A 22,533-nucleotide genomic window follows, 5' to 3' on the forward strand; every position below is an offset into this window, starting at 1 on the left:
CCGAGTGCTGCCGTCCGGGGCCCGCTCAGCCGAGCAGTGGCGCCAACTCCCGCTCCAGGTCGGCCGCTTCGCGAAAGTGGACGGCCCGCATGCCGAGCGCGGCGGCCGCCGCCACGTTCTCCTCGGTGTCGTCCACGAACAGGCACCGCTCGGGCCGTACGCCCGCCTTGGCCGCCGCGAGGTGCAGGATGCGCGGGTCGGGCTTGGCGAGCTGGACGCGGGCGCTGCTGACGACGTGGTCGGCGAGTTCGGACAGGCCGAGGGCGTCGAGGTCGCGCTCCAGGCCGAGGGTGGCGTTGGAGACGAGGACCACCGGCACCCGGACCCGGGCCCGGCGCAGCAGGGTCACCACGGCCTCGTCGGCGTGGAAGGGCGACTCCAGCAGGGCGGTGCCCAGGGCCCAGCCCGTCTCGTCGTCCACGAGTCCGGCGAGGCCCTCGGCGATGGCCGCCACCCACTCCTGCTCGGTGATCCGGCCCAGCAGGAGCGGTCCGTCGACCTCCGGGGAGAACGCCACCTTCTTGGTGGTGCCCTCCGCGAGGCCCGCGGCGCGCTCCAGCGCCTCCAGATGGGCGGAGTCGAAGTGCCGTATCACGTTGTCGACGTCGCACAGGACGGCGTCGAACGGCGGCCTGGTGGAGGACAGCGGTCCGGCGGGGGACAGCGGTCCGGCGGGGGACGCCGGTCCGGCGCCAGGGGTGTCAGCCACCCGAGACCGTCACCTTCTCGTCGTTCTTGAGCTGGCTGACGAGCTGTTTCACCTTGGCCTTGTCCCAGACGAGGTTGCCGCCGCTGGAACCGGAGATCGGCATGTTCATCGACTTGCCGTCGCCGCTGTTGACGCCCTTCATCGCGAAGAACATCGAGCCCAGGTCGTACAGGCCCATGTCCTTGTCGACGATCAGGGTGTCCAGGCCCGCGCTCATGGTCGGGTAGAGCTTGAACGGGTTGAGGACCGTGCCCGGGGTGGCCACCTGGTTGGCGAGGGCGGCGAGGAACTTCTGCTGGTTCTTGGTGCGGTCCAGGTCGGAGCCGGCGAGCGCGTACCGGGTGCGGACGAAGGCGAGGGCCTCCTGGCCGTCCAGGGTCTGCTTGCCCTTCTTGAAGTCGGCGCCGGACTTGGTGTCCTTGATGTCCTGCGGGATGTCCATCTCGACGCCGCCGACGGCGTCCACGATGTTCGCGAAGCCGGCGAAGCCGATCTCGACGTAGTGGTCGATGCGCAGGCCGGTGTTGAACTCGACGGTGCGCACGAGGAGTTCGGGGCCGTCCTCGGCGTAGGCGGCGTTCAGCTTGGTGTGCCGGCCGGTGCCCTTGTACGTCTTGCCGGACTCGGAGCCGACGAAGGACGGTATCTCCACGTCCGAGTCGCGGGGCAGCGAGATGAGGGTGTCGCCGTTGGACCCGGTGTGCAGGATCATCATCGAGTCGGTGCGCTTGCCCTCGGCGGAGCCGGTGTGCAGCTTCTTCTTGTCCTCGGCGGACATGCCCTCACGGCTGTCGGAACCGACGATCAGGAAGTTGGTGCCCTCGCCCGCCTCGGGACGGTCGATGACCTTGGAGAGGTCGACCTCGCGCTTGAGCTTGCCGTCGGCCCAGAAGTAGGTGCCCACGGTCGTGACGACCAGCACGCTCACGACGGTGATCGCGGTCCACTTGATGCGCCGCCGCCAGTTCGGCGCGGGCCGCGGGGCGGAGCCGTAGGGGTCCTCCGGGCCGGGGCCGCCCGGACCGCCGGGACCGCCGTAGACCTGGCCCGTGTTGTAGCCGCTGTCGTAGCCGGTCTGCCGGGCGTCGGTGTAGTCGCCGTACCCCTGGCCGTTGACGTACGACGGCTGCTGGGGAACGCCGGCGCCGTGCGGCGGGGCGGCGGGGCCGCGCCGGACCTGCCGCATGACGCGCGCGCTCTCGGGCTGTGCGGCGGCGCTGCCGTTTCCGTACCGGGAGCCGCGGTCGCTGTCGGACCATCCCTCGGGCCAATCGTTCATGCGGACCAGTGTGCAGGCAGCGGCTGGGTCCCCCATAGGGGCGTCGGAAAATCACAGCCCCGCTGTTGCCAAGCTGACACAAAGTTCCGGCTTGTCCCCCTCGGCATAAGGTGGAGGACATGACAGACCAGGTCACCGCAGCGGACTCGGACACCCCGGACATCCCGGGCAAGCCCACGTCCGCGTCCCGCACCACGCTCAGCCACATCATGACCCACAACGACACCAACCTCCTGGGCACGGTGCACGGCGGCGTGATCATGAAACTCGTCGACGACGCGGCGGGCGCCGTGGCCGGACGGCACTCCGGCGGTCCCGCCGTCACCGCGTCCATGGACGAGATGGCCTTCCTCGAACCGGTCCGCGTCGGCGACCTCGTCCATGTGAAGGCCCAGGTCAACTGGACCGGCCGGACCTCGATGGAGGTCGGCGTCCGGGTCCTCGCCGAACGCTGGAACGAGTCGGCACCGCCCACCCAGGTCGGCTCGGCCTACCTGGTCTTCGCGGCCGTGGACGCCGACGGCAAACCGCGCGTGGTCCCCCCGGTCCTCCCGGAGACCGAACGCGACGAACGCCGCTACCAGGAGGCCCAGATCCGCCGCACCCACCGCCTGGCCCGCCGCCGGGCGATCCGGGAACTGCGCGAACGGCGGATCGCGGAGGGGTACGACCACTGAGCGGTCGGCGGGGTGATCGACACCGCGACATCTGGAGCCGTCCACCTAGGGACGCTCAGACGAGAGCGGGGTAGTCGGTGTAGCCGGCCGCCCCGCCCACATACATGAAGTACCGCTCCCGTACGGGGTTCAGCGGCGCCCCGAGCCGCAGCCGTTCGACCAGGTCGGGGTTGGCGATGAAGGGCCGGCCGAGCGCGGCCAGCTCGGCACCGGCGCCCAGCACCCGGTCGATGCCGGCGGCGACGGCGTCCGTGGTGAGGTCCGGCAGCACCGGGTTGGCGATCAGCGCCCCCGGCCAGACGGCCCGGAGCCGGTGGAACAGCGCGGTGTCCGGGTCGGCGTGCACCAGGTGCAGATAGGCGAGCCCCAAGTCCTTCAGCCGGGCCACCAGCGCCGGGTGCAGGGTGTCCGTGTCGTCCTCCCGGACGCCGTTGACGGTGCTGCCCGGGGAGATCCGTACGCCCACCCGGTCCGCGCCGATCTCGGCCGCCACCGCCTCCACGACCTCCGCCGGGAACCGGATCCGCCCGGCGGGCGAGCCGCCGTAGGCGTCGGTGCGGCGGTTGGTGGAGCCGGCCAGGAACTGGTGCAGCAGATGGCCGTTGGCCGCGTGCACCTCCACCCCCTCGAACCCGGCGTCCCGCGCCCGGCGGGCGGCCGCCGCGAAGTCGGCGACGGTGGCCCGGATGTCGTCCTCGGTCATCGCGCGCGGGGTGACGGCGGGCCGGTGCCCGTCCGGCGTGAAGATCGTCTCCGGCAGCGGGACGGCGGAGGGGGCGACCGGCGTCAGCCCGCTGGTCGCCGGATGCCCGACCCGCCCGCCGTGCTGGAGCTGGAGGAACATCCCCCCGCCCCCGGCGGCCCGCACGGCGTCGGTCACCTTCCGCCAGCCCGCCACATGGCGCGGGGAGTGGATCGCGGTGATGTTCGGATACGTCTGCCCGACCGCGTTGGGCGTCGCCGCCTCGGCGATGATCAGCCCGGCGGAGGCGCGCTGCGCGTAGTAGGTGGCCATCAGGCCGGTCGGGGTGCCGTCGGCCTCCGCGCGGTTGCGGGTCAGCGGGGCCATGACGAGCCGGTGCGGGAGGGTGAGACCTCCCAGCCGGAACGGGGTGTCCTTGGTCGCGTTCATGGCCGTACCGTAGAATCTGACATCAGTGTCAGATTCAAGTCGGCGCGGGCCTCGGGAGGCACGGCATGCGGATCGGTGAACTGGCCCGGCGGACCAACGTCAGCGAGCGCTCCCTGCGCTACTACGAGACCCAGGGCCTGCTGACGGCCGCCCGCACCCCCGGCGGACACCGGGACTACCCGGAGACGGCCGTCGACCGGGTCGTCCTCATCCAGGAACTGTTCGCGGCCGGCCTGCACAGCACGAAGATCGCCCAGTTGCTCCCCTGCATGCGCGACACCGACGGCGGCCCCTCCGCCGTCGCCACCCCCCGCCTGGTCGACGACCTCACCGCCGAACGCGCCCGCATCGACCGCACGATCACCGACCTCCTCCGCTCCCGGGACACCCTGGACGAGGTCATCCGCACGGCCAGGGAGGGCTGACCGGCGCCAGGGCCTCCATCAGCGCGCTCAAGGAAGCGAGGTCGGCGCTGAGCACCGCGCCCGGCTCATCGGACTCGCGCAGCAGCAGTTCGCCACCGGGAACACGGGCGACCTCCACACAGTCCCGGTTGGCGTCGTCGCCGGAGAAGCTGGACTTCTGCCACTTCGGTTCCGGCACGGCTACCCCGCTCCCACTCAAAGCCGCCGAGCCAGACTCCTCACGAGGTTCAGCGACGCCCCGGGACTGAGGGCCGTCGCCCCCAGTTGGTCGAACACGAGTTTATATGCGGCCACTTGGGCGTCGTCCTCCACGTACAGAGTGGATACGGCGGTCTCGGTACGGACCACGTCCGTCTCCGGCTCCGGCAGGACGACGATCCCGAAGGGGCCGTTGACGCCGCGGTGGGAGTCGGTCGTGTAGGGGAGCACCTGGACGGTCACACGCTCGCGTTGCGCCATGTCCGCGAGGTGCGAGAGCTGGCCCCGCATGACTTCCGGTCCGCCGAACTTGGCGTGCAGCACGGCCTCGTAGAGGACGACCCGGAGTTCCGGCGCCCGGTCGGGATCGTCGAGGATCCCTTGGCGGAGCGTGCGGCCGCGCACATGCTCCTCCAACTCGCCTTCCGGCATGTCGAGACGGCCTCGGCGGAAAAGCACGCGCATGTAGTCGGGGGTCTGGAGAAGGCCCGGTACCAGGATGGTCTCCCAGGAGTGCAGACTGTCGGCCTTGGACTCCAGCTCGATCAGGTCGGCGAAGCCTCCGCTGAGCACGTCGCCGTAGCGGTTCCACCAGTTGCGGCGACGGCCTTCGCGCGCCATGTCGGCCAACGCCTGGGCGAGGGTGTCGTCCTTCACGTCGTAAGCCTGGAGCAGCGCCTTGAGTTCCGCGGCACGGATGCCGTTCAGGCCCGTCTCGATCCGGCTGATCTTCGCCTTGCCGCACTCCAGCACTTGGGCTGCCGCGTCGATCGACAGGCCGGCGCTTTCGCGCAGCTTGCGCAGCTCTCCCCCCAGGCGTTTCTGGCGGATGGTCGGATTCTTGCGTGGCGGCATACCGGATGTCCTAGCAGTTCCGTTGCCGGGCCAACGGAAGAACGAGCCGGTTCCCCAGAAGGAGGTATTGCAAGGGGGAACGCTGCACCTTTCGTCTCCCCATGGCTAGCGTCGTGCATCGAGTCCTCACCCTTCACGACGCTCTCTGTAAGGGAGTTCAACGATGAGTGCCCCTCCTCTGCCACCACCCGACGACGTTTGGGAGTACGCCCTCACCCTCCCCCACCACGCCATCGGCGCCGGTGTCGCCCGAAATACCGTCCGCTCGATCCTCACCCGGCACTCCCTGCCCGTCCTCGCCGACACTGCCGAACTGCTGACCAGCGAACTGTGCGGCAACGCGTACCGGCATGCCTCCGGGCCCGCGATCGTAGGTGTGCGCTGGGCGGACGGCGCGCTTCGGGTCAGCGTGCGAGACACCTGTGGCGTGCTGCCCGCCGCCGCTGGTGGGGACGACGAAGCAGAGGGTGGCCGTGGGCTGTTGCTCGTCAGCAGGTGCGCCTACGCGTGGGGCAGCCACGCCGATCGGGGCGGGTCGGGCAAGGTCACTTGGTTCGAACTACGCCGATGACGGGCCCTCGGCCGGTCATGCACCGTACGTCGGGAGCGGCCCCGTCCTCCCTGCTCAGGCCGCGTCGACCGGTGACTCGCACTCACAGGTCTATGCGACTTCGTGACTGGGCGACGGGCCACCCTTGCCCCTCATGCATGACGGTCCGTAGCTTGCTGAACACACAGACCGAAGGGGTCTCAGTGGATGAACTGCGGATGATCGCGGGCGGGCCGTGCAGGAGCGGCGACGACGACAAGTGCGGGAACGGAGACTGTCCGACCGTGTACGCCACCCCGGAACCCGGCATGCTGGCCATCCAGGGCTACGACGTGACCCACCCGACCCCGAAAGGCGAGTCGGTCGTACTGATCCCGGAAGACATCCTCAAGGAGGCCGCGCGTGCCCGTGGATGGCTCTAGCCCTGTTCTGCTGGACGGCGAGGAGTGGCAGGCGTACTTCCGCAACTTCGAGCGCTCCGCCTTCCGACTGGAGGTCCACCAGACCTACACCATGCCTGCGGAGGCTGCGACGGTCCGTGACTTCCTCGGCGGTGCGTCAATGCCGGAGGGCTTCAACGCGCCGTGGCACCAGACGATCCGGGATCACGCGGCAGCCGGGCGGACGATGACCCGAGCCAAGATCGTGCGCCGGCCCCTGACGCCGTACAGTCGGTACCTGTTCGAATGGTGTATCCCCGGAAATGTCGCCGCCGGGGAGGACTATCAGATAGTCGATGTGACGGATCGGCCGAACCCTGGACTGCCGGACCAAGATTTCTGGCTGTTCGACGAAGCTGTCGTGGTGCATCTCAACTACCGCCCCGACGGCACGCAGATAAATCGGGAACTGATTCGCGACCCGGACATCGGCAAGTATCTTGCGTGGCGGGATATTGCGCTAGAAAGTGCTGTGCCGTTCAGTGCCTATCGAACCTGAGACGCAAGCACGGGAGCGGAAGGATCTGGCGGAGGCCCTCCGGGGTCTCCGTCGCGCTTCCGGCCTCAGCGGCGAACGTCTGGCTCTGCGCTGCAACATGAGCCAAACGAAGATCAGTCGTATTGAGACCGGCCGCGCCCTGCCGACGGTCATCGATGTCGAACGCATTCTCAAAGCCCTCGATGTGCCTGACGAAGTGGCCGACGAACTTCTTCGGCTCGCACGCCGAGCCAACGTGGACTATGCGTCCTGGCGGGCCTATGCGCGCGTCGGCCTCTATCACAAGCAGGCCGAACTGAGGGCCCTTGAGTCTTCTTCACGGGTGATGCGGCACTTCCTCCCCGCGATCCCCACCGGCCTGCTCCACGTATACGAATACGCCGTCGAGACCCTTTCACCCACGGTGGTCAGTGACCCAGCCAGGGATGTCGTACGGGCCGTGCAGGCCCGCATGGACCGCCAGGCCATCCTGGATGACACATCACGTTCCTTTCGGTTCCTGCTGACCGAACAAGCTGTCAAGTGGCAACGGGCAGGCTTCAAAACCATGGCGGCGCAGTGCTCACACATGGCCGAGGTCAACAGGAAACCCAACGTCGACATCGGGATAGTCCCACAGGGGGTTCATGTACCCGGCATCCCCATGAACATCTTCGTGGTCTACGACGATCGCCTCGTGACCGTCGAACTATTTTCCGGCGAAGTGGTGCTGCGTGATCCTCGGGACATAACACAGCACCTTAATCTCTTCGAACTTTTCTGGTCGCATGCTCTGACAGGCGAAGATGCTTCCGCGTTCCTGGAAGAGGCGGCAAGCGGGTTTATGCGTCAACGTAACTAGCGCACAAAATGGGCTCATTGAGAGGCCATGATGAACTCATGAGAGCGCGAACGGATCCAGTCGGTCTTTTCAGCGACCAGCCCATGATGACCCTGCGGGTCTCTCGTGACTCCGGGCGGACCTGGGGGCCGGAGCGAGCTGTGTACGCGACGCAGGGCCTTCCGCCTCTGCTCACGGGTGCTTGGCCACCATGCGCATGCTGGTGCTGCACGGGACGTGGTCAAGGACACAGGCGCTGAAACTTTCCGTTCTCCTCCCCCCCCATGAACTCCCGCCCGGCATGGGCGGCGGCGGTCGGTCATGGCCGTGATCAGTTGAGCAGGAAGGTGCTGAGATGCAGAACGGAAGCGACCTGTACGCCCTTGACATCGACGGGGCCTCGTTCGTGAAGGCGTGCGGGGGCAACACCCACCCGGACGGCGAGTCGTGCGTGACCCTGGCCCGGATCGGTGACGACGCTTGGGCCCTCGGTGACAGCAAGCGGCCCGAGGCGCAGCCCTTGCGGTTCAGCACGGAGGAACTGGGCGCGGCAGGGATCGACCCCGCGCGTTTCGGTCTGAGCGTCTGAGTCTCCGACCTCACCCCAACCGGCCCGGGCACGTTCTCCTTCGCGGCCCGGGCCGGTGGCTCCGTCGACCGCCGACACGGATCGGGAACGTCCGGTGCACCATCACGGCTATCTCTGGGCCGGTCCCAAAGACCGCTTCGACCAAGAAGCACTGCGTCGACCCCCGCACCCTGAACCGCCTCCAGCCGGCAGCAGGCCGGAGCTGATCCGGCGTTACCGCGAGGTGGCTGCCGAGTTCCCCGCGTCCGATCTGCCTCCGCTGGAGACGGCGTACTGGCTCATCAAGCCTCGTTCTCTGGTCCGGGGGACCTGGGAGGAGGCCAAGGAGGCGGCAACCTGGCTCGGTGAGCGGCTGGCCGAGTACGCGCCGCGGTTCGCATCGGAGACCGACCGGGACACCGTACGGCTGGCACGGGCAGTGAACGCCGCCGCCGAACGACTGCGATCGGGTGCCGATGTGTCGTACGGCTTCTATCTGGAACGTCCCGCGTATCTGTCCCTGGCAGTCGTGGCGTGCTCCCTGCATCGTGCGCATGCCGAACTGGCCTGCCCCGAAACGTAGTCGGAGAGGCCAAGGAGCCCCGGCCGTCGAACAGCCGGGGCTCCTTCGATCGCGCAGGGTCAGCGCAGGGTCGTTACGGCAGGTTGCGGGCCATCACGATGCGCTGGACCTGGTTCGTGCCCTCGTAGATCTGGGTGATCTTCGCGTCGCGCATCATGCGCTCCACCGGGTAGTCGCGGGTGTAGCCGTAGCCGCCGAGGAGCTGGACGGCGTCGGTGGTGACCTCCATCGCGACGTCCGAGGCGAAGCACTTGGCGGCCGCGCCCTGGAAGGTGAGGTCGCTGTCGCCGCGCTCGGACTTGGCGGCGGCCGCGTAGGTGAGCTGGCGGGCGGCCTCGATCTTCATGGCCATGTCGGCCAGCATGAACTGGATGCCCTGGAAGTCGGCGATCGGCTTGCCGAACTGCTTGCGCTCCTGGACGTAGCCCTTGGCGTAGTCGAAGGCGCCCTGGGCGACACCGAGGGCCTGGGCGGCGATGGTGATGCGGGTGTGGTCCAGGGTGGCCATCGCGGTGGCGAAGCCGGTGCCCTCCTCGCCGATCATGCGGTCGGCGGGGATGCGGACGTTGTCGAAGTAGACCTCGCGGGTCGGGGAGCCCTTGATGCCGAGCTTCTTCTCCGGCGCGCCGAAGGAGACGCCCGGGTCGGACTTCTCGACGACGAAGGCCGAGATGCCCTTGGAGCGCTTGGTGGGGTCGGTGACGGCCATCACCGTGTAGTACTCGGAGACGCCCGCGTTGGTGATCCAGCGCTTCACGCCGTTGAGGATCCAGTGGTCGCCGTCGCGGACCGCCTTGGTCTTCATGCCGGCCGCGTCGGAGCCCGCGTCGGGCTCGGAGAGGCAGTACGAGAACATCGCGTCGCCCTTGGCCAACGGGCCGAGGTACTTCTTCTTCAGCTCCTCGGAGCCGGAGAGGATCACCGGGAGCGAGCCCAGCTTGTTCACCGCGGGGATCAGCGAGGAGGACACGCAGGCGCGGGCCACCTCCTCGATGACGATCACCGTGGCGAGGGCGTCCGCGCCCGCGCCGCCGTACGTCTCGGGTACGTGCACGGCGTGCAGGTCGCTCGCCACGAGGGCGTCCAGCGCCTCCTGGGGGAAGCGGGCCTCCTCGTCCACCGCGGCGGCGTACGGCGCGATCTTCGCCTCGGCCAGTGAGCGGATGGCGTCGCGGAGCATGTCGTGCTCCTCGGACGGGCGGTACAGGTCGAAGTCAGCCGATCCGGCCAAGGTCTCTCACGCTCCATGAACGCTGGGGTGATCACGCTAATTACCGTTAAGTAACTCAAATTTTAAGGCTCCGCCCGTGCCCGTGGCACGTGAGGTGGGCAACAAGGCGGAACGAGGCCGGAGCGAGGCGGGCCCCCGGCCGGGGAAACCGCCCGGTGAGGGCGCCGTCCCGTCCCGACTATGCTCAGGCAGCGCGCATCCCCGGCTTTTCTTCCTGGAGCACCCATGAGCCTCAAGATCACCGTGATCGGCACCGGCTATCTCGGCGCCACGCACGCCGCGGCGATGGCCGAGCTGGGCTTCGAGGTGCTCGCGCTGGACGTGGTCAAGGAGAAGATCGAGAAGCTGGAGCGCGGCGAGACCCCGATGTACGAGCCGGGGCTGGAGGAGCTGCTGCGCCGGCATGTCGCCGGGATCGAGGGCTCCACCGGGCGGCTGCGCTTCACCCAGGACTGGGCCGAGGTCGGCGCGTTCGGCGATGTGCACTTCGTCTGTGTGAACACGCCGCAGAAGCACGGCGAGTACGCCTGCGACATGTCGTACGTCGAGTCCGCGATCGGCTCGCTGGCCCCGCATCTGTCCCGGCCCGCGCTGGTGGTCGGCAAGTCGACCGTGCCGGTGGGCTCCGCCGACCGGCTGGCGGCGACGATCGCCGAGCTGGCCCCGGCGGGCGCGGCGGCCGAACTGGCCTGGAACCCGGAGTTCCTGCGCGAGGGCTTCGCCGTCGACGACACCCTGCACCCGGACCGGATCGTCGTCGGCGTGCGCAGCGAGCGCGCCGAGAAGCTGCTGCGCGAGGTGTACGCAGGCCCGGTCGCCGAGGGGTCGCCGTTCGTCGTCACCGACTTCCCGACGGCGGAGCTGGTGAAGACCGCCGCGAACTCCTTCCTGGCCACCAAGATCTCCTTCATCAATGCGATGGCCGAGGTGTGCGAGGCCGCGGACGGAGATGTGGCCAAGCTCGCCGAGGCCATCGGGTACGACGACCGGATCGGCAAGAAGTTCCTGCGGGCCGGGATCGGCTTCGGCGGCGGCTGTCTGCCCAAGGACATCCGGGCGTTCATGGCGCGCGCCGGTGAGCTGGGCGCGGACCAGGCGCTGACCTTCCTGCGCGAGATCGACTCGATCAACATGCGCCAGCGCGGGCAGATGGTCGAGCTGGCCCGCGAGGCGCTGGGCGGCGGGTCGTTCCTGGGCCGGCGGGTCGCGGTGCTCGGCGCCACCTTCAAGCCGGACTCCGACGACGTGCGCGACTCGCCCGCGCTGAACGTGGCCGGGCAGATACACCTCCAGGGCGGCCAGGTGACCGTCTACGACCCGAAGGGCATGGAGAACGCCCGCCGGGTCTTCCCGACGCTCGGGTACGCCGACACCGCGCTGGACGCCGTCCGGGGCGCCGATGTCGTCCTGCATCTGACCGAGTGGCGGGAGTTCCGGGAGCTGGACCCGGTGGCGCTCGGGGAGGTCGCGTCGGTGCGGCTGATTCTCGACGGGCGCAACGCGCTGGACCCGGCGCTGTGGCGGGCCGCGGGCTGGACGTACCGGGCGATGGGCCGCCCCACCGCCTGACACACGGGTGACGTGCGACATGTGACGTACGGACGACGCCGGTTCGGCCGAGGCTCAGTCGGCCGAACCGGCGTCTGCGTGCATTCTGCCGCACATGGCCGGTACATGGCGTAGGAACGTCTTGTGGATCACGCTTCCCGGGCCCGGTAGCGCCGCATCTTGGCGCGTGCGCCGCACACCTGCATCGAGCACCAGCGGCCGCGTCCGGCCGGGCTGCGGTCGTAGTACGCCCAGTGGCACGTGGTGGCCTCGCACGCCTTGAGCCGGTCCCAGGTGCCCGCGACCAGCGCCTCCGCGACGGCGGCCGCGATCCGGGAGAGCAGCGGGTCCGGGTCGGCGGGGGCGAGCCGGGCCGAGCCGTCGCGCGCGTCGACCGTCACGCGGAGCGGGGCGGCCGAGAGCAGTTCGCCGAGCGGGGTCACGGAGCGGTGCGGCGGGTGGCCGGCGTGGGCCAGCAGGGTGGCGCGCAGGGACTCGCGCAGGGCGCGGGCGGCGGGGAGTTCGTCGTCGCTGAGCCCGAGGCGCGCCCGCCCTTCCACGGTGTCGAGGGCGTCGGCGCCCGACTCCAGGTCCAGGGTGTTGACCAGGGACTCGACCAGGGCCAGCCCTCCCGGCGCGGGCGCTCTCTCGCTCATGGCCGCACGCTACCTCCCGGTCCGGGAATCCCCTTGCGAGGTTACCTCCACTACGGGAGCATGAGGTAACGGTTACCGGTTACCCATCTCAGCAGGTAACCCCCGTATCCCCGTATCGAGGAGGAGTCATGACTGTCGCCAAGCTGGGTGCCGTCGTCCTGGACTGCCCCGACCCGCGCGCGCTCGCCGGTTTCTACGCCGAGGTGCTGGGCGGCACCGTCGAGGGCGACGAGGAGTGGGTGGACCTCAAGGTGCCGGACGGGCGGACGCTCGCCTTCCAGGCCGCCCCCGGGTTCGTCCCGCCCGCGTGGCCCGCGCCCGAGCAGTCCCAGCAGTTCCATCTGGACCTGACCGTCGAGGACCTGGACGCGGCGGAACAGTCGGTGCTGGCGCTGGGGGCCAAGCCGCTGGACACGGACGACCGCTCACGGAGCTGGCGTGTGTACGCGGACCCGGCCGGGCACCCGTTCTGTCTGTGCGCCTGCTGATCCGGCGGCCGCGCGTCCGCCGACCGAGGAGGGGCCCATGCCGCCCGTAGTCCGTTTCCGTTCCGTGGTGCTCGACTGCCCCGACCCGGGCGCGCTCGCCGCCTTCTACGCGGCGTTCCTGGGCGGGACACCGGAGGCGGAGGAGGGCGGCGGGGACTCCTGGTACGTCCTGAGGATCCCCGGCGGCCCCCGTCTCGCGTTCCAGCGGGTCGAGGGCTACACCCCGCCCGAGTGGCCGCGCGCCGACCGCAACCCGCAGCAGTTCCACCTCGACCTGGACGCGGGCACCACCTGGGCGGAGGTGGACGCGGCCGAGCAACGGGTACGGGAGCTGGGCGCACGCCCCCTGGACCTGGAGGACCGCGAGAAGAAGGACTTCGTGGTGTACGCCGACCCGGCGGGCCACCCGTTCTGCCTGTGCCGGATCGAGCGGCCTTGAGGTGACGGGGCGGCCGTCAGCCGTGGTAGTGGTACCGGGCCTTGAGGATCTTCACGTTCTTGTCGTCACTCGTCACTCGTCACTCGTCACCCGACAGGGCGCGCAGTTCCGCCGACGTCGTGGGGACCGTGGCGGAACCGTCCTTGTCGCGCGCGACCGCATCCCTGAGACGGCGGGCGTTGGCAGGAGAGCGCAGCAGGTAGCTGGTCTCCTGCCAGGACTCGTGGTCGTCGGCGGGCATGTGAACGCTCATGGTCGTGTGCAACCCTCCTGGAGCGGTACCGGACTCACCCGTCCAACGACTCGATCGTCGCGTGGGACGGGCCCCGGGTGGCCTGAAGGGCTCGGGACACGTCCTCCGCGGCGCCCAGGACCCGGACCGCGTTCTTCCAGGTCAGCTTGGCGAGGTCGGCGGTGGACCAGCCGCGGTCGAGGAGTTCGGCGATCAGGTTGGGGTAGCCGGAGACGTCGTTCAGGCCGTCGGGGGTGAAGGCCGTCCCGTCGTAGTCGCCGCCGATGCCGAGGTGGTCGATGCCGGCCGCCTCGCGCATGTGGTCCAGGTGGTCGGCGACCGTCGCGACGGTGGCGACCGGGCGCGGGTTGGCCTCCTCGAAGGCCCGGTGGACCTTCATCGCCTCGGCGGTGGTGTCCAGGTCGAAGAAGCCGTGCGCGCGCAGGTTCTCGCCGGCCGCGGCGGTCCACTCGACCGCCGCCTGGAGCACGAACTTGGGCACGAACGTCACCATCGCCATGCCGCCGTTGGCGGGCAGCCGCTCCAGGACGTCGTCGGGGACGTTGCGCGGGTGGTCGCAGACGGCGCGGGCCGAGGAGTGGGAGAAGATCACCGGCGCCGAGGAGGCGTCCAGCGCGTCCCGCATGGTCGTCGCCGCCACGTGCGAGAGGTCCACCAGCATGCCGAGGCGGTTCATCTCGCGGACGACCTCCCGGCCGAACGCCGACAGACCGCCCACCCCGGGCTCGTCCGTCGCGGAGTCCGCCCAGTCCACGTTGTCGTTGTGGGTGAGCGTCATGTACCGCACGCCCAGCTCGTACAGACCGCGCAGGGTGCCGAGCGAGTTGGCGATGGAGTGGCCGCCCTCGGCGCCCATCAGCGAGGCGATACGGCCCTGCTCGCGCGCCGTCTCCATGTCGGCGGCGGTCAGCGCGGCGCGCAGGTCGGCCGGGTGGCGGTCGATGAGCCGGCGTACGCAGTCGATCTGCTCCAGCGTCGCCGGGACCGGGTCGGGCAGGTCCGCGCGCACGTACACCGACCAGTACTGCGCGCCGACGCCGCCGGCCCGCAGCCGGGGGATGTCGGTGTGCAGGTGGGCGGTCTGGGAGACGGCGATGTCACGGGCGTCGAGGTCGTAGCGGACCTGCTCGCGCAGGGCCCAGGGCAGGTCGTTGTGCCCGTCGGCGACCGGGAACTCGGCGAGCAGTTCCCGGGCCCGCTCCAGCGAGGTCATCCGCGTCACTTCCCGAAGCCGAAGCCGTTGCCGGAGCCCTCGACCTTGGTGCGCAGCCGTTTGCCCTTCTCGGTGGCCTGGTCGTTCAGCTCCTGCTGGAACTCGCGCATCCGGCCGAGCAGTTCCTCGTCGTGGGAGGCGAGGATCCGGGCGGCGAGCAGGCCCGCGTTGCGGGCGCCGGCGACGGAGACGGTGGCGACCGGGACACCGGCCGGCATCTGCACGATCGACAGCAGGCTGTCCATGCCGTCGAGGTACTTCAGCGGGACCGGGACGCCGATCACCGGCAGCGGGGTCACCGAGGCGAGCATGCCGGGCAGATGGGCCGCGCCGCCGGCACCGGCGATGATCACCTTCAGGCCGCGCTCGGCCGCCTGCTCGCCGTACGCGATCATCTCGCGGGGCATGCGGTGCGCGGAGACGACGTCCACCTCGTACGCGATCTCGAACTCGTCCAGGGCCTGGGCGGCGGCCTCCATCACGGGCCAGTCGGAGTCCGACCCCATGACGATGCCAACAACGGGGCTCATTCGGTGATCGTGCCTCTCAGGTAGCCGGCTGCGTGACGGGCGCGCTCCAGCACGTCGTCGAGGTCGTCGCCGTAGGTGTTGACATGTCCGACCTTGCGGCCGGGCTTCACGTCCTTGCCGTACATGTGGATCTTGAGCTGGGGGTCGCGCGCCATGCAGTGCAGATACGCGGAGTACATGTCCGGGTAGTCGCCGCCCAGCACGTTGACCATGACGGTCCACGGGGCGCGCGGGCGCGGGTCGCCGAGCGGGAGGTCGAGGACCGCGCGGACGTGGTTGGCGAACTGGCTGGTGATCGCGCCGTCCTGGGTCCAGTGGCCCGAGTTGTGCGGGCGCATCGCCAGTTCGTTGACGAGGATCCGGCCGTCGCGGGTCTGGAACAGCTCGACGGCGAGATGGCCGACGACGCCGAGTTCCTTGGCGATCGTGAGCGCCATCTCCTCGGCCTTCAGCGCGAGCGCCTCGTCGAGGTCGGGGGCGGGCGCGATCACGGTGTCGCAGACGCCGGCGACCTGCCGGGACTCGACCACCGGGTAGGCGACGGCCTGGCCGTGCGGGGAGCGCACGACGTTGGCGGCCAGCTCTCGGACGTAGTCGACCTTCTCCTCGGCGAGCACGGGCACGCCGGCGCGGAACGGCTCCGCGGCCTCCTCGGCCGAGTCGACGACCCAGACGCCCTTGCCGTCGTAGCCGCCGCGGACCGTCTTGAGGACGACGGGGAAACCTTCCCCCTCGGCCGCGAAGGCGGCCACGTCGGCCGGGTCGGCGACGATGCGGTGCCGTGGGCAGGGCACGCCGATCGCGTCGAGCCGCGCCCGCATGACGCCCTTGTCCTGGGCGTGCACGAGCGCGTCCGGGCCGGGGCGGACGGGGATGCCGTCCGCCTCCAGCGCCCGGAGGTGTTCGGTGGGTACGTGTTCGTGATCGAAGGTGATCACATCGCAGCCCCGCGCGAAGTCACGGAGCGTGTCGAGGTCGCGATAGTCGCCGACGACGACCTCGCTCACCACCTGCGCCGCGGAATCCTGCGGGGTGTCACTGAGGAGCTTGAACCTGATGCCGAGCGGGATGCCCGCCTCGTGTGTCATACGAGCGAGCTGACCCCCGCCGACCATGCCGACTACCGGGAACGTCACTCCCCCAGGGTATCGGCCGCGCCGGGGCGGCCGGATCCCGTGCCGTCGCGGCCGGCCGGAGCGGGTCTCTTACCGTTCGCTTTCCGCGCTCACACCGGGCGTTTCCCGGGTTCTCGCCCTCTCGTGGCCCGACCCGTGAGTCCGACCACAGGAAACCGGCGGGGGTCGTGGTTAGCATGGCTGGGTTGACGAAACCGAACCCGGACGGGGGCCTGTACGACCATGGCACATGGTTCCTCGGGGCAATCGTCGGTGCATTCGTCCAGGTTGCGGCGCCTTTTCCGCGAGCTGGCGAAGTTCGGTGCCGTGGGTGGCGCGGGGCTTCTGGTCAATCTGGGCGTTTTCAACCTCGTCCGCCAGGTCACGGACCTGCCGGTGGTGCGCGCGAGCGTCATCGCGACGGTCGTGGCGATCATCTTCAACTACATCGGGTTCCGGTACTTCACCTACCGTGACCGCGACAAGAGCGGCCGGACCCGGGAACTGACCCTGTTCCTGCTGTTCAGCGTGGTCGGCCTGGTCATCGAGAACGGCCTGCTGTTCACGGCGACCTACGGCTTCGGCTGGGACACCCCGCTCCAGAGCAACATCTTCAAGTTCCTCGGCATCGGCGTCGCCACCCTGTTCCGCTTCTGGTCCTACCGCACCTGGGTGTTCCGGACCCTGCCCGCGAAGGAGGCCGTGGCCCGCGCGGAGTCCATCCTCGTGGCCGAGGGCTCCCGGGTGACCCGCCAACAGCCCCGCAAGCCGAAGGCGCGGCAGCGGGCCTGAGCGCGAGCCCGGACCGGGGGCCGAGTCCTCGCGTCCCGGTCACCGAGCCCCCGTGCCCCCGTGCCCCCTCACCTCACCGTCGTCTCGCCGTCCTCCGGAGACTTCTTCGGGGGAGCCGTGCGGGAGAGGAAGAGGCCGAAGACCGGGGGGTGGACCTGGAGCATTTCCAGGCGGCCGCCGTCGGCCTCCGCTAGGTCGCGGGCGACGGCGAGGCCGATGCCTGTCGAGTTGCGGCCGCTGATGGCTCGCTCGAAGATGCGCGCGCCCAGTTCGAGGGGGATGCCGGGGCCCTCGTCGGTGACCTCGATCACGGCCTGGTTGCCGGTGACGCGGGTGCGCAGGGCGACCGTGCCGCCGCCGTGCATCAGGGAGTTCTCGATCAGCGCGGCCAGCACCTGGGCGACCGCGCCGGGGGTGCCCACCGCCCGCAGATGCCGTTTGCCGGAGCTGACGATGGCCCGGCCCACCCCTCGGTAGGCGGGGCGCCACTCGGCGAGCTGCTGCTGGATGACCTCGTCGAGGTCGAAGGTGACCGCGGAGCCGGTGCGCGGGTCGCGGGAGTTGGTCAGCAGGCGTTCCACGACGTCCGTCAGCCGCTCGACCTGGGTCAGCGCGATCGTCGCCTCGTCCTTCACCGTGTCCGGGTCGTCGGTGAGGGTGATCTCCTCCAGCCGCATCGACAGCGCCGTGAGCGGGGTGCGGAGCTGATGGGAGGCGTCGGCGGCGAGCCGGCGCTCGGCGGTGAGCATCCGGGCGATCCGCTCGGCCGAGGAGTCCAGCACATCGGCGACCCGGTCCAGCTCGGGGACGCCGTAGCGCTTGTGGCGGGGGCGCGGGTCGCCGGAGCCGAGGCGTTCGGCGGTCTCCGCGAGGTCGGTCAGCGGGGACGCGAGCCGGTTGGCCTGCCGGATGGCGAGCAGCACCGCCGCGATCACCGCGAGCAGCGCCACCAGCGCGATGATCAGCAGGGTCCGGCCGACCTCCCGGGTGACCGTGGAGCGCGGCTCCTGGACCAGGACGCTCTCGCCCTCCTCGCCCTTGGCGGTGGACTCGATGACGTCACCGCCGGGCTTGCTGCCGACCTCGATGGCCGGCCGCCCGGGGATCCGGACCACGGCGTACCGGTCCTGCGCCACCTGGTCGCGCAGTATCTCGGAGGTGACGTCCTCCGCCCCCACCAGCCTGCTGTCCACGATGCTGGCCAGCCGCAGCGCCTCGGAGTCCACCCGCTCCTGGGCGCTGTTGCTGATCGTGCGGGTCTCCACGATCACGAGCGAGACCCCGAACACGGCGATCACGACGAGGACGACGGCGAGGGTGGACTGGATGAGACGACGGCGCACGGTGCTCTCCGCAGCGGTGGGTCGGCGAGCCGGGCCGGAGGGCCCGGCTCAGCTCTTCTCGAAGCGGTTCCGGTCAGCTCTTCTCGAACCGGAAACCCACACCCCGCACGGTGGCGATGTACCGCGGATTGGCCGCGTCGTCCCCGAGCTTCTTGCGCAGCCAGGAGATGTGCATGTCCAGCGTCTTGGTGGAGGACCACCAGGTGGTGTCCCACACCTCGCGCATGAGCTGGTCGCGGGTGACGACCCGGCCCGCGTCCCGCACCAGCACCCGCAGCAGGTCGAACTCCTTCGCCGTGAGCTGGAGTTCCTCGTCGCCCATCCACGCCCGGTGCGACTCGACGTCGATCCGCACCCCGTGGGTGGCCGGCGGCTGCGCGGGCTCGGCGGAGCCGCGCCGCAGCAGGGCCCGGACCCGGGCGAGCAGTTCGGCGAGGCGGAAGGGCTTGGTGACGTAGTCGTCGGCGCCCGCGTCGAGCCCGACGACGGTGTCCACCTCGTCGGCGCGCGCGGTCAGGATCAGGATGGGCACGGTGTGGCCCTCGGCGCGCAGCCGGCGCGCCACCTCCAGACCGTCCATGCCGGGCAGGCCCAGGTCCAGCACGACCAGGTCGATGCCCCCCTGCATCCCGGCGTCGAGCGCGGTCGGTCCGTCCTCACGCACCTCGACCTCGTACCCTTCCCGGCGCAGTGCGCGGGCCAGCGGCTCCGAGATGGACGCATCGTCCTCGGCGAGCAGTACACGGGTCATGAGCTGATGGTAGTCCGCGGGGAGCAGGGCCCGAAGTGTGATCGGCGGCCCCGTTTCTTACCGAGGGACAAGTCGGGCATCGGGGCCCGCCCCGCACCGTCCCCAGTGGTACAGACCTATGGTCAGTGGATGGCAGGATGGCTCCACCTTCAAAACCACGAGCGCGGTTCCATGATCGCCTGTGATCCGTGTCTCAAGTCCTTCCATATCAGGCACTGTGCTGACGTATGGTGAAACAACGCCTGTAGCACCGGGGCGGCCTTCGGCTCGCTTGACGCCGAGGGTCTCTTTTGTGTGCGGGCCGGTGCGGGACGTCCCCTCCGGCCTTGAAAGGAATGACCTACGGCCGGGCCCCGACCGCGTGACACGCGCAGGGGCGTGGATCCCGGTGGTCGCCGTCCACCGCTTCGCGATCCGGAGCGGAATCCCCGTGGGCGTGGGGTGGACGGGCCACGACCCGCCGGTGCCGGCCGCCCCCCACCGGGCGCGCGTCCGCTCACGCATGCGCGCGTCCCGACCAGCAAGGAACGACCATGGCGTCCAGCCTGACGAAGGACTCGGTCCGCCCGGGCACCCCCGGTTCCGAGAAGACCTTCTTCGGCCACCCCCGCGGACTGGCCACTCTCTTCATGACCGAGATGTGGGAGCGGTTCTCCTACTACGGCATGAAGGCCCTGCTCCCGCTGTACCTGGTGGCACCGGGCGGCCTGCACCTCAGCGCGGCCACCGCGACCGCGATCTACTCGGTCTACCTGTCCCTCGTGTACCTGCTCGCCCTGCCCGGCGGCTGGTTCGCGGACCGCGTCCTCGGCCCCCGCAAGACGGTCGCCGTGGCCGGCGCGATCATCATGCTCGGCCACCTCACGCTGGCCCTGCCGAACTCCGGCACCTTCTACGCCGGTCTCGGCCTGGTCGCCATCGGCTCCGGTCTGCTGAAGGCCAACATCTCCACGATGGTCGGCCACCTCTACGACGGCCCGGACGACCCGCGCCGCGACGGCGGCTTCACCGTCTTCTACATCGGCATCAACCTGGGCGCCTTCGCCGCCCCGCTGGTCATCGGCACCGTCGGCGAGAACGTCAACTGGCACCTCGGCTTCGCGCTCGCCGCGCTCGGCATGGGCCTGGGCCTGGCCCAGTTCCTGCTCGGCAGCCGCCACCTCGACGCCCGCTCGGACCTCGTCCCGACCCCGATGAGCGCCGCCGAGAAGAGCGCCACCCTGCGCAAGGCCGGTCTGTGGGCCGCCGTCGCCGCCGTCTTCTACACGGTCGTCGGCGTCTCCGGCCACTACACCCTGAACTGGCTGCTGGTCCCGATCACCATCGCCGGTCTGCTCATCCCGGTCCTGGTCATCGCCCGCATCAAGCGCGACAAGGACCTGGACCGCGCCGAGCAGTCGAAGATGTCCGCGTACATCTGGTTCTTCGTCGCCGCCGCCGTCTTCTGGATGATCTACGACCAGGGCGGCTCGACCGTGTCCCTGTTCGCGGACTCCTCCGCCGACAACACCGTCTTCGGCTGGGAGTTCCCGGTCTCCTGGTACCAGTCGGTCAACCCGGTCATGATCATGGCGCTGGCGCCGGTCTTCGCCTGGGCGTGGCTGGCGCTGGCCCGCCGCGGCAAGGAGCCGAGCACCGCGACGAAGTTCGCGATGGGCCTGGTCCTGATCGGCGCGTCCTTCTTCCTCTTCCTCGCCCCGCTGGCGATCGCCGACGGCGGTCACAAGGCGGCCGCGATGTGGCTGGTCGGCATCTACTTCGTGCAGACCGTCGGTGAGCTGACGCTCTCCCCGGTCGGCCTGTCGGTCACCACGAAGATGGCGCCCGCGAAGTACGCCTCCCAGATGATGGGCGTCTGGTTCCTGGCCGTCACCGCCGGTGACGCCACCACCGGTCTGCTCTCCATCGCCGGCGTCGACCTCAACAAGACGGGCATCGTGGCCTTCCAGGCCGTCCTGGCCGTCGCCGCGGGTGCGGCGGTGTGGATGTACCGCAAGCGCGTCAAGGAACTGATGGGCAACGTCAACTGACGTACTTCCCGGTCTTGTTGAAGGGCCGTCCCGGTGGTCACCGGGGCGGCCCTTCGCGCGTCACCCGGCTCTCAGCGCAGCCATCTGCGTCCCGGCAGGAACGTGAACACCGCCGCGCCCAGCAGGACGGCCGTGCCCGCAACCAGGCCGAGGGCCTTCAGGGTGCCGTGGTCACCGGCACCGGTCTCGGCGAGGCCGCCGCCGGTCGACGTGCTCCCGCTTCCGGACACACCCCCGGATGCACTACCGGATGAACTCCCGGACGCACTCCCGCCGGACGCGCCGCTCGCCTGCTCCTCGGTGTCCAGGGTGAGCGAGACCGACGTGCTGTCCGGGGTACAGGTCGTGGTCGTGCCGAGGGCCTCGACGATCAGCACACCCGGGGAGAGCGTGGACTCACCGGTCGCGCCCGGCTTGTACGTGCCGGTCAGATCGGGGATCTCGATCGGGGCGCCCTGCGCGATCGGGGAGGCGTTCGTCGGACCGGTCACCGTCACCGAGCCCTGGTCCGAACCGCCCAGCACGATCCGCATCGACGGCTTCACCGAGTCGGCCGGGATGGCGACCGGGCTGTCCATCACCGACTTCTTGAACTGCACGGTGAGGTCGTAACTCCCGCCGTTCCTCTTCGCGTTGATCTGCACCGGCGAGGTGGCCTTCTTCTCCCCGATGGGCGACTGGCAGGTGTAGGGGACGTCGACGACCTTGCCGGTGAAGTCGGTGGGGGCGTCGCCGGAGGGGGACGGCGACTGGCTCGGCGAGGCGCTGGGACTGGTGCTGGTGCTGGGGCTCGGACTCTGGCTCGGGCTGGGGCTGGGGCTTGAGCTGGGTGGTTCCGAACTCCCCTCCCCCGCCGTGACGTTGATGGTCGCCGCGGGCTGGACCGCCTCCGTGGGCGCGCACTTGGTGTCCGTCGACAACGCGTTGACGACGTACGCGTCCGGGGTGAGCGTCACCTGGCCCGCCGTCGTCAGCTTCAGCGTGCCCTTCATGTCGGACAGCACCATCGCGGCGCCCTTGGGGATCGCCGGGTTCTGGCGCGGCCCGCTCATCGCGACGGCCGCGCTCTGCGCGCCGGCCGCCTTGAGGGTGCCGGAGGGCTGCACCGAGTTCGCGGGCAGGTCGATGATGTCGGGGTTCTTGGACGCGGCCTGCGTGAACTTCCAGACGACGTCGACGGTGTCGCCGACCTTCGCCGTCGCGGGCGCGGTGATCTCCACCTTGGTCGTCCCGTCGACGTCGGGGAGACCGACGCCCGAGGGCGGGACGCACTTGGTGGCGTAGGAGACCTCGGCGGCCTGGGCCGGTCCGGCGGTCACGCCCAGCAGGGCGGCGGCCCCGGTGAACAGGACGACGGCGCCGGCCGCGGCGGCCCCTCTCCGCCGTCCGGCCCGGGGCGGTGCGGCTCT

At 70.1% G+C, this 22,533-nt stretch carries 27 protein-coding genes; 13 read left to right on the top strand and 14 right to left on the bottom strand.

Going from position 1 to position 22,533, the window contains the following annotated elements; translation table 11 throughout:
* Positions 1-25: 25 nt before the first annotated feature.
* Together AFM16_RS15900 and AFM16_RS15905 are read right to left on the bottom strand one after the other, a co-directional pair.
* The gene (locus AFM16_RS15900; protein ID WP_370628038.1) at positions 26-709 is read right to left on the bottom strand and encodes an HAD-IA family hydrolase; all 684 of its coding nucleotides are present in this window, start codon (positions 707-709) and stop codon (positions 26-28) included.
* On the bottom strand, positions 702-1,988 hold the full coding sequence (locus AFM16_RS15905) for an LCP family protein (protein ID WP_078633700.1): 1,287 nt from the start codon (positions 1,986-1,988) through the stop codon (positions 702-704). Before AFM16_RS15905 ends, AFM16_RS15900 begins: the two co-directional genes overlap by 8 nt.
* A gap of 119 nt (positions 1,989-2,107) precedes the next feature.
* Here AFM16_RS15905 and AFM16_RS15910 point away from each other — a divergent pair, with 119 nt between their 5' ends.
* Positions 2,108-2,665, top strand: a complete 558-nt coding sequence (locus tag AFM16_RS15910) for an acyl-CoA thioesterase (RefSeq protein WP_030792817.1) — start codon at positions 2,108-2,110, stop codon at positions 2,663-2,665.
* A 55-nt stretch (positions 2,666-2,720) separates the two neighbouring features.
* On the opposite strand, the gene AFM16_RS15915 is transcribed toward AFM16_RS15910, so the two are convergent.
* Entirely contained in the window at positions 2,721-3,797 is a 1,077-nt protein-coding gene (locus tag AFM16_RS15915; RefSeq protein WP_078633701.1) for an alkene reductase, read from the bottom strand.
* 65 nt (positions 3,798-3,862) lie between these two features.
* Here AFM16_RS15915 and AFM16_RS15920 point away from each other — a divergent pair, with 65 nt between their 5' ends.
* A complete protein-coding gene (locus AFM16_RS15920) occupies positions 3,863-4,222 on the top strand; it encodes a MerR family transcriptional regulator (protein ID WP_030792812.1) in 360 nt (119 codons plus the stop codon).
* Here the strand turns inward: AFM16_RS15920 and AFM16_RS15925 are convergent.
* Together AFM16_RS15925 and AFM16_RS15930 are read right to left on the bottom strand one after the other, a co-directional pair.
* Positions 4,197-4,400, bottom strand: coding sequence for a DUF397 domain-containing protein (locus AFM16_RS15925; protein WP_030792809.1), 204 nt, complete (start codon positions 4,398-4,400; stop codon positions 4,197-4,199). The genes AFM16_RS15920 and AFM16_RS15925 overlap by 26 nt on opposite strands.
* Positions 4,401-4,417: 17 nt before the next feature.
* A complete protein-coding gene (locus AFM16_RS15930; protein WP_030792803.1) occupies positions 4,418-5,275 on the bottom strand; it encodes a helix-turn-helix domain-containing protein in 858 nt (285 codons plus the stop codon).
* Positions 5,276-5,438: 163 nt separating this feature from the next.
* Between AFM16_RS15930 and AFM16_RS15935 the strand changes: the two genes are divergently transcribed.
* The 6 genes from AFM16_RS15935 (at position 5,439) to AFM16_RS15965 (ending at position 8,735) form a co-directional block, all read left to right on the top strand.
* A complete protein-coding gene (locus AFM16_RS15935; protein ID WP_078633702.1) occupies positions 5,439-5,846 on the top strand; it encodes an ATP-binding protein in 408 nt (135 codons plus the stop codon).
* Between the two features lie 182 nt (positions 5,847-6,028).
* Positions 6,029-6,247, top strand: a complete 219-nt coding sequence (locus AFM16_RS15940; protein ID WP_370628039.1) for a hypothetical protein — start codon at positions 6,029-6,031, stop codon at positions 6,245-6,247.
* Complete coding sequence (locus AFM16_RS15945) at positions 6,228-6,764, top strand: DUF6879 family protein (protein WP_030792797.1); 537 nt, start codon at positions 6,228-6,230, stop codon at positions 6,762-6,764. Before AFM16_RS15940 ends, AFM16_RS15945 begins: the two co-directional genes overlap by 20 nt.
* A complete protein-coding gene (locus AFM16_RS15950) occupies positions 6,748-7,605 on the top strand; it encodes a helix-turn-helix domain-containing protein (protein ID WP_245177707.1) in 858 nt (285 codons plus the stop codon). The genes AFM16_RS15945 and AFM16_RS15950 overlap by 17 nt, the downstream gene beginning before the upstream one ends.
* Before the next feature lie 334 nt (positions 7,606-7,939).
* A complete protein-coding gene (locus tag AFM16_RS15960) occupies positions 7,940-8,173 on the top strand; it encodes a DUF397 domain-containing protein (protein WP_078633704.1) in 234 nt (77 codons plus the stop codon).
* A 94-nt stretch (positions 8,174-8,267) separates the two neighbouring features.
* Complete coding sequence (locus AFM16_RS15965; protein WP_078633705.1) at positions 8,268-8,735, top strand: hypothetical protein; 468 nt, start codon at positions 8,268-8,270, stop codon at positions 8,733-8,735.
* Between the two features lie 73 nt (positions 8,736-8,808).
* Here AFM16_RS15965 and AFM16_RS15970 read toward each other — a convergent pair whose 3' ends face one another.
* Positions 8,809-9,966, bottom strand: a complete 1,158-nt coding sequence (locus AFM16_RS15970; RefSeq protein WP_078633706.1) for an acyl-CoA dehydrogenase — start codon at positions 9,964-9,966, stop codon at positions 8,809-8,811.
* 225 nt (positions 9,967-10,191) lie between these two features.
* Between AFM16_RS15970 and AFM16_RS15975 the strand changes: the two genes are divergently transcribed.
* On the top strand, positions 10,192-11,535 hold the full coding sequence (locus AFM16_RS15975; RefSeq protein WP_030792786.1) for a UDP-glucose dehydrogenase family protein: 1,344 nt from the start codon (positions 10,192-10,194) through the stop codon (positions 11,533-11,535).
* Positions 11,536-11,663: 128 nt separating this feature from the next.
* On the opposite strand, the gene AFM16_RS15980 is transcribed toward AFM16_RS15975, so the two are convergent.
* Complete coding sequence (locus AFM16_RS15980) at positions 11,664-12,170, bottom strand: CGNR zinc finger domain-containing protein (protein ID WP_078633707.1); 507 nt, start codon at positions 12,168-12,170, stop codon at positions 11,664-11,666.
* Between the two features lie 128 nt (positions 12,171-12,298).
* Here AFM16_RS15980 and AFM16_RS15985 point away from each other — a divergent pair, with 128 nt between their 5' ends.
* The gene (locus AFM16_RS15985; protein ID WP_078633708.1) at positions 12,299-12,658 is read left to right on the top strand and encodes a VOC family protein; all 360 of its coding nucleotides are present in this window, start codon (positions 12,299-12,301) and stop codon (positions 12,656-12,658) included.
* A 37-nt stretch (positions 12,659-12,695) separates the two neighbouring features.
* A complete protein-coding gene (locus AFM16_RS15990) occupies positions 12,696-13,097 on the top strand; it encodes a VOC family protein (RefSeq protein WP_030792777.1) in 402 nt (133 codons plus the stop codon).
* A gap of 79 nt (positions 13,098-13,176) precedes the next feature.
* Here the strand turns inward: AFM16_RS15990 and AFM16_RS39365 are convergent, their stop codons facing one another.
* From AFM16_RS39365 to AFM16_RS16005, 4 genes are read right to left on the bottom strand one after another with little or no spacing between them, the layout of a single operon-like run.
* Positions 13,177-13,350, bottom strand: coding sequence for a type II toxin-antitoxin system Phd/YefM family antitoxin (locus AFM16_RS39365; protein ID WP_167797194.1), 174 nt, complete (start codon positions 13,348-13,350; stop codon positions 13,177-13,179).
* 34 nt (positions 13,351-13,384) lie between these two features.
* Entirely contained in the window at positions 13,385-14,563 is a 1,179-nt protein-coding gene (locus AFM16_RS15995) for a dipeptidase (protein ID WP_078633709.1), read from the bottom strand.
* 5 nt (positions 14,564-14,568) lie between these two features.
* A complete protein-coding gene (gene purE / locus AFM16_RS16000) occupies positions 14,569-15,093 on the bottom strand; it encodes a 5-(carboxyamino)imidazole ribonucleotide mutase (RefSeq protein ID WP_030792769.1) in 525 nt (174 codons plus the stop codon).
* Positions 15,090-16,229, bottom strand: a complete 1,140-nt coding sequence (locus AFM16_RS16005) for a 5-(carboxyamino)imidazole ribonucleotide synthase (protein ID WP_030792767.1) — start codon at positions 16,227-16,229, stop codon at positions 15,090-15,092. The genes purE and AFM16_RS16005 overlap by 4 nt, the downstream gene beginning before the upstream one ends.
* A 222-nt stretch (positions 16,230-16,451) precedes the next feature.
* Here AFM16_RS16005 and AFM16_RS16010 point away from each other — a divergent pair, with 222 nt between their 5' ends.
* Positions 16,452-17,000 (top strand): GtrA family protein, encoded by a 549-nt coding sequence (locus AFM16_RS16010; protein ID WP_030792765.1) that lies wholly within the window; start codon positions 16,452-16,454, stop codon positions 16,998-17,000.
* Positions 17,001-17,068: 68 nt separating this feature from the next.
* Here the strand turns inward: AFM16_RS16010 and AFM16_RS16015 are convergent, their stop codons facing one another.
* Positions 17,069-18,343: a sensor histidine kinase gene (locus tag AFM16_RS16015; protein ID WP_030792762.1), complete on the bottom strand. Its 1,275-nt coding sequence runs from the start codon at positions 18,341-18,343 to the stop codon at positions 17,069-17,071.
* Between the two features lie 73 nt (positions 18,344-18,416).
* On the bottom strand, positions 18,417-19,094 hold the full coding sequence (locus AFM16_RS16020; protein WP_030792760.1) for a response regulator transcription factor: 678 nt from the start codon (positions 19,092-19,094) through the stop codon (positions 18,417-18,419).
* A gap of 533 nt (positions 19,095-19,627) precedes the next feature.
* Between AFM16_RS16020 and AFM16_RS16025 the strand changes: the two genes are divergently transcribed.
* Positions 19,628-21,124 (top strand): oligopeptide:H+ symporter, encoded by a 1,497-nt coding sequence (locus AFM16_RS16025; protein WP_030792755.1) that lies wholly within the window; start codon positions 19,628-19,630, stop codon positions 21,122-21,124.
* Positions 21,125-21,195: 71 nt separating this feature from the next.
* Here AFM16_RS16025 and AFM16_RS39370 read toward each other — a convergent pair whose 3' ends face one another.
* Positions 21,196-22,473 (bottom strand): hypothetical protein, encoded by a 1,278-nt coding sequence (locus AFM16_RS39370; protein ID WP_167797370.1) that lies wholly within the window; start codon positions 22,471-22,473, stop codon positions 21,196-21,198.
* Positions 22,474-22,533: the final 60 nt, after the last annotated feature.

The sequence above is a fragment of the Streptomyces antibioticus genome (genome assembly GCF_002019855.1).
GTDB classification, from domain to species: domain Bacteria; phylum Actinomycetota; class Actinomycetes; order Streptomycetales; family Streptomycetaceae; genus Streptomyces; species Streptomyces antibioticus_B.

Bases quoted from the DNA above. Each gene is read 5' to 3' on its own strand.
- AFM16_RS15985 (WP_078633708.1), top strand. From the start codon at position 12,299: ATGACTGTCGCCAAGCTGGGTGCCGTCGTCCTGGACTGCCCCGACCCG.
- AFM16_RS16020 (WP_030792760.1), bottom strand. From the start codon at position 19,094: ATGACCCGTGTACTGCTCGCCGAGGACGATGCGTCCATCTCGGAGCCG.
- AFM16_RS39365 (WP_167797194.1), bottom strand. From the start codon at position 13,350: ATGAGCGTTCACATGCCCGCCGACGACCACGAGTCCTGGCAGGAGACC.
- AFM16_RS15910 (WP_030792817.1), top strand. From the start codon at position 2,108: ATGACAGACCAGGTCACCGCAGCGGACTCGGACACCCCGGACATCCCG.
- AFM16_RS15905 (WP_078633700.1), bottom strand. From the start codon at position 1,988: ATGAACGATTGGCCCGAGGGATGGTCCGACAGCGACCGCGGCTCCCGG.
- AFM16_RS15995 (WP_078633709.1), bottom strand. From the start codon at position 14,563: ATGACCTCGCTGGAGCGGGCCCGGGAACTGCTCGCCGAGTTCCCGGTC.
- AFM16_RS15935 (WP_078633702.1), top strand. From the start codon at position 5,439: ATGAGTGCCCCTCCTCTGCCACCACCCGACGACGTTTGGGAGTACGCC.
- AFM16_RS16025 (WP_030792755.1), top strand. From the start codon at position 19,628: ATGGCGTCCAGCCTGACGAAGGACTCGGTCCGCCCGGGCACCCCCGGT.
- AFM16_RS15980 (WP_078633707.1), bottom strand. From the start codon at position 12,170: ATGAGCGAGAGAGCGCCCGCGCCGGGAGGGCTGGCCCTGGTCGAGTCC.
- AFM16_RS15920 (WP_030792812.1), top strand. From the start codon at position 3,863: ATGCGGATCGGTGAACTGGCCCGGCGGACCAACGTCAGCGAGCGCTCC.
- AFM16_RS15975 (WP_030792786.1), top strand. From the start codon at position 10,192: ATGAGCCTCAAGATCACCGTGATCGGCACCGGCTATCTCGGCGCCACG.
- AFM16_RS15960 (WP_078633704.1), top strand. From the start codon at position 7,940: ATGCAGAACGGAAGCGACCTGTACGCCCTTGACATCGACGGGGCCTCG.
- AFM16_RS16010 (WP_030792765.1), top strand. From the start codon at position 16,452: ATGGCACATGGTTCCTCGGGGCAATCGTCGGTGCATTCGTCCAGGTTG.
- purE (WP_030792769.1), bottom strand. From the start codon at position 15,093: ATGAGCCCCGTTGTTGGCATCGTCATGGGGTCGGACTCCGACTGGCCC.
- AFM16_RS15990 (WP_030792777.1), top strand. From the start codon at position 12,696: ATGCCGCCCGTAGTCCGTTTCCGTTCCGTGGTGCTCGACTGCCCCGAC.
- AFM16_RS15915 (WP_078633701.1), bottom strand. From the start codon at position 3,797: ATGAACGCGACCAAGGACACCCCGTTCCGGCTGGGAGGTCTCACCCTC.
- AFM16_RS15930 (WP_030792803.1), bottom strand. From the start codon at position 5,275: ATGCCGCCACGCAAGAATCCGACCATCCGCCAGAAACGCCTGGGGGGA.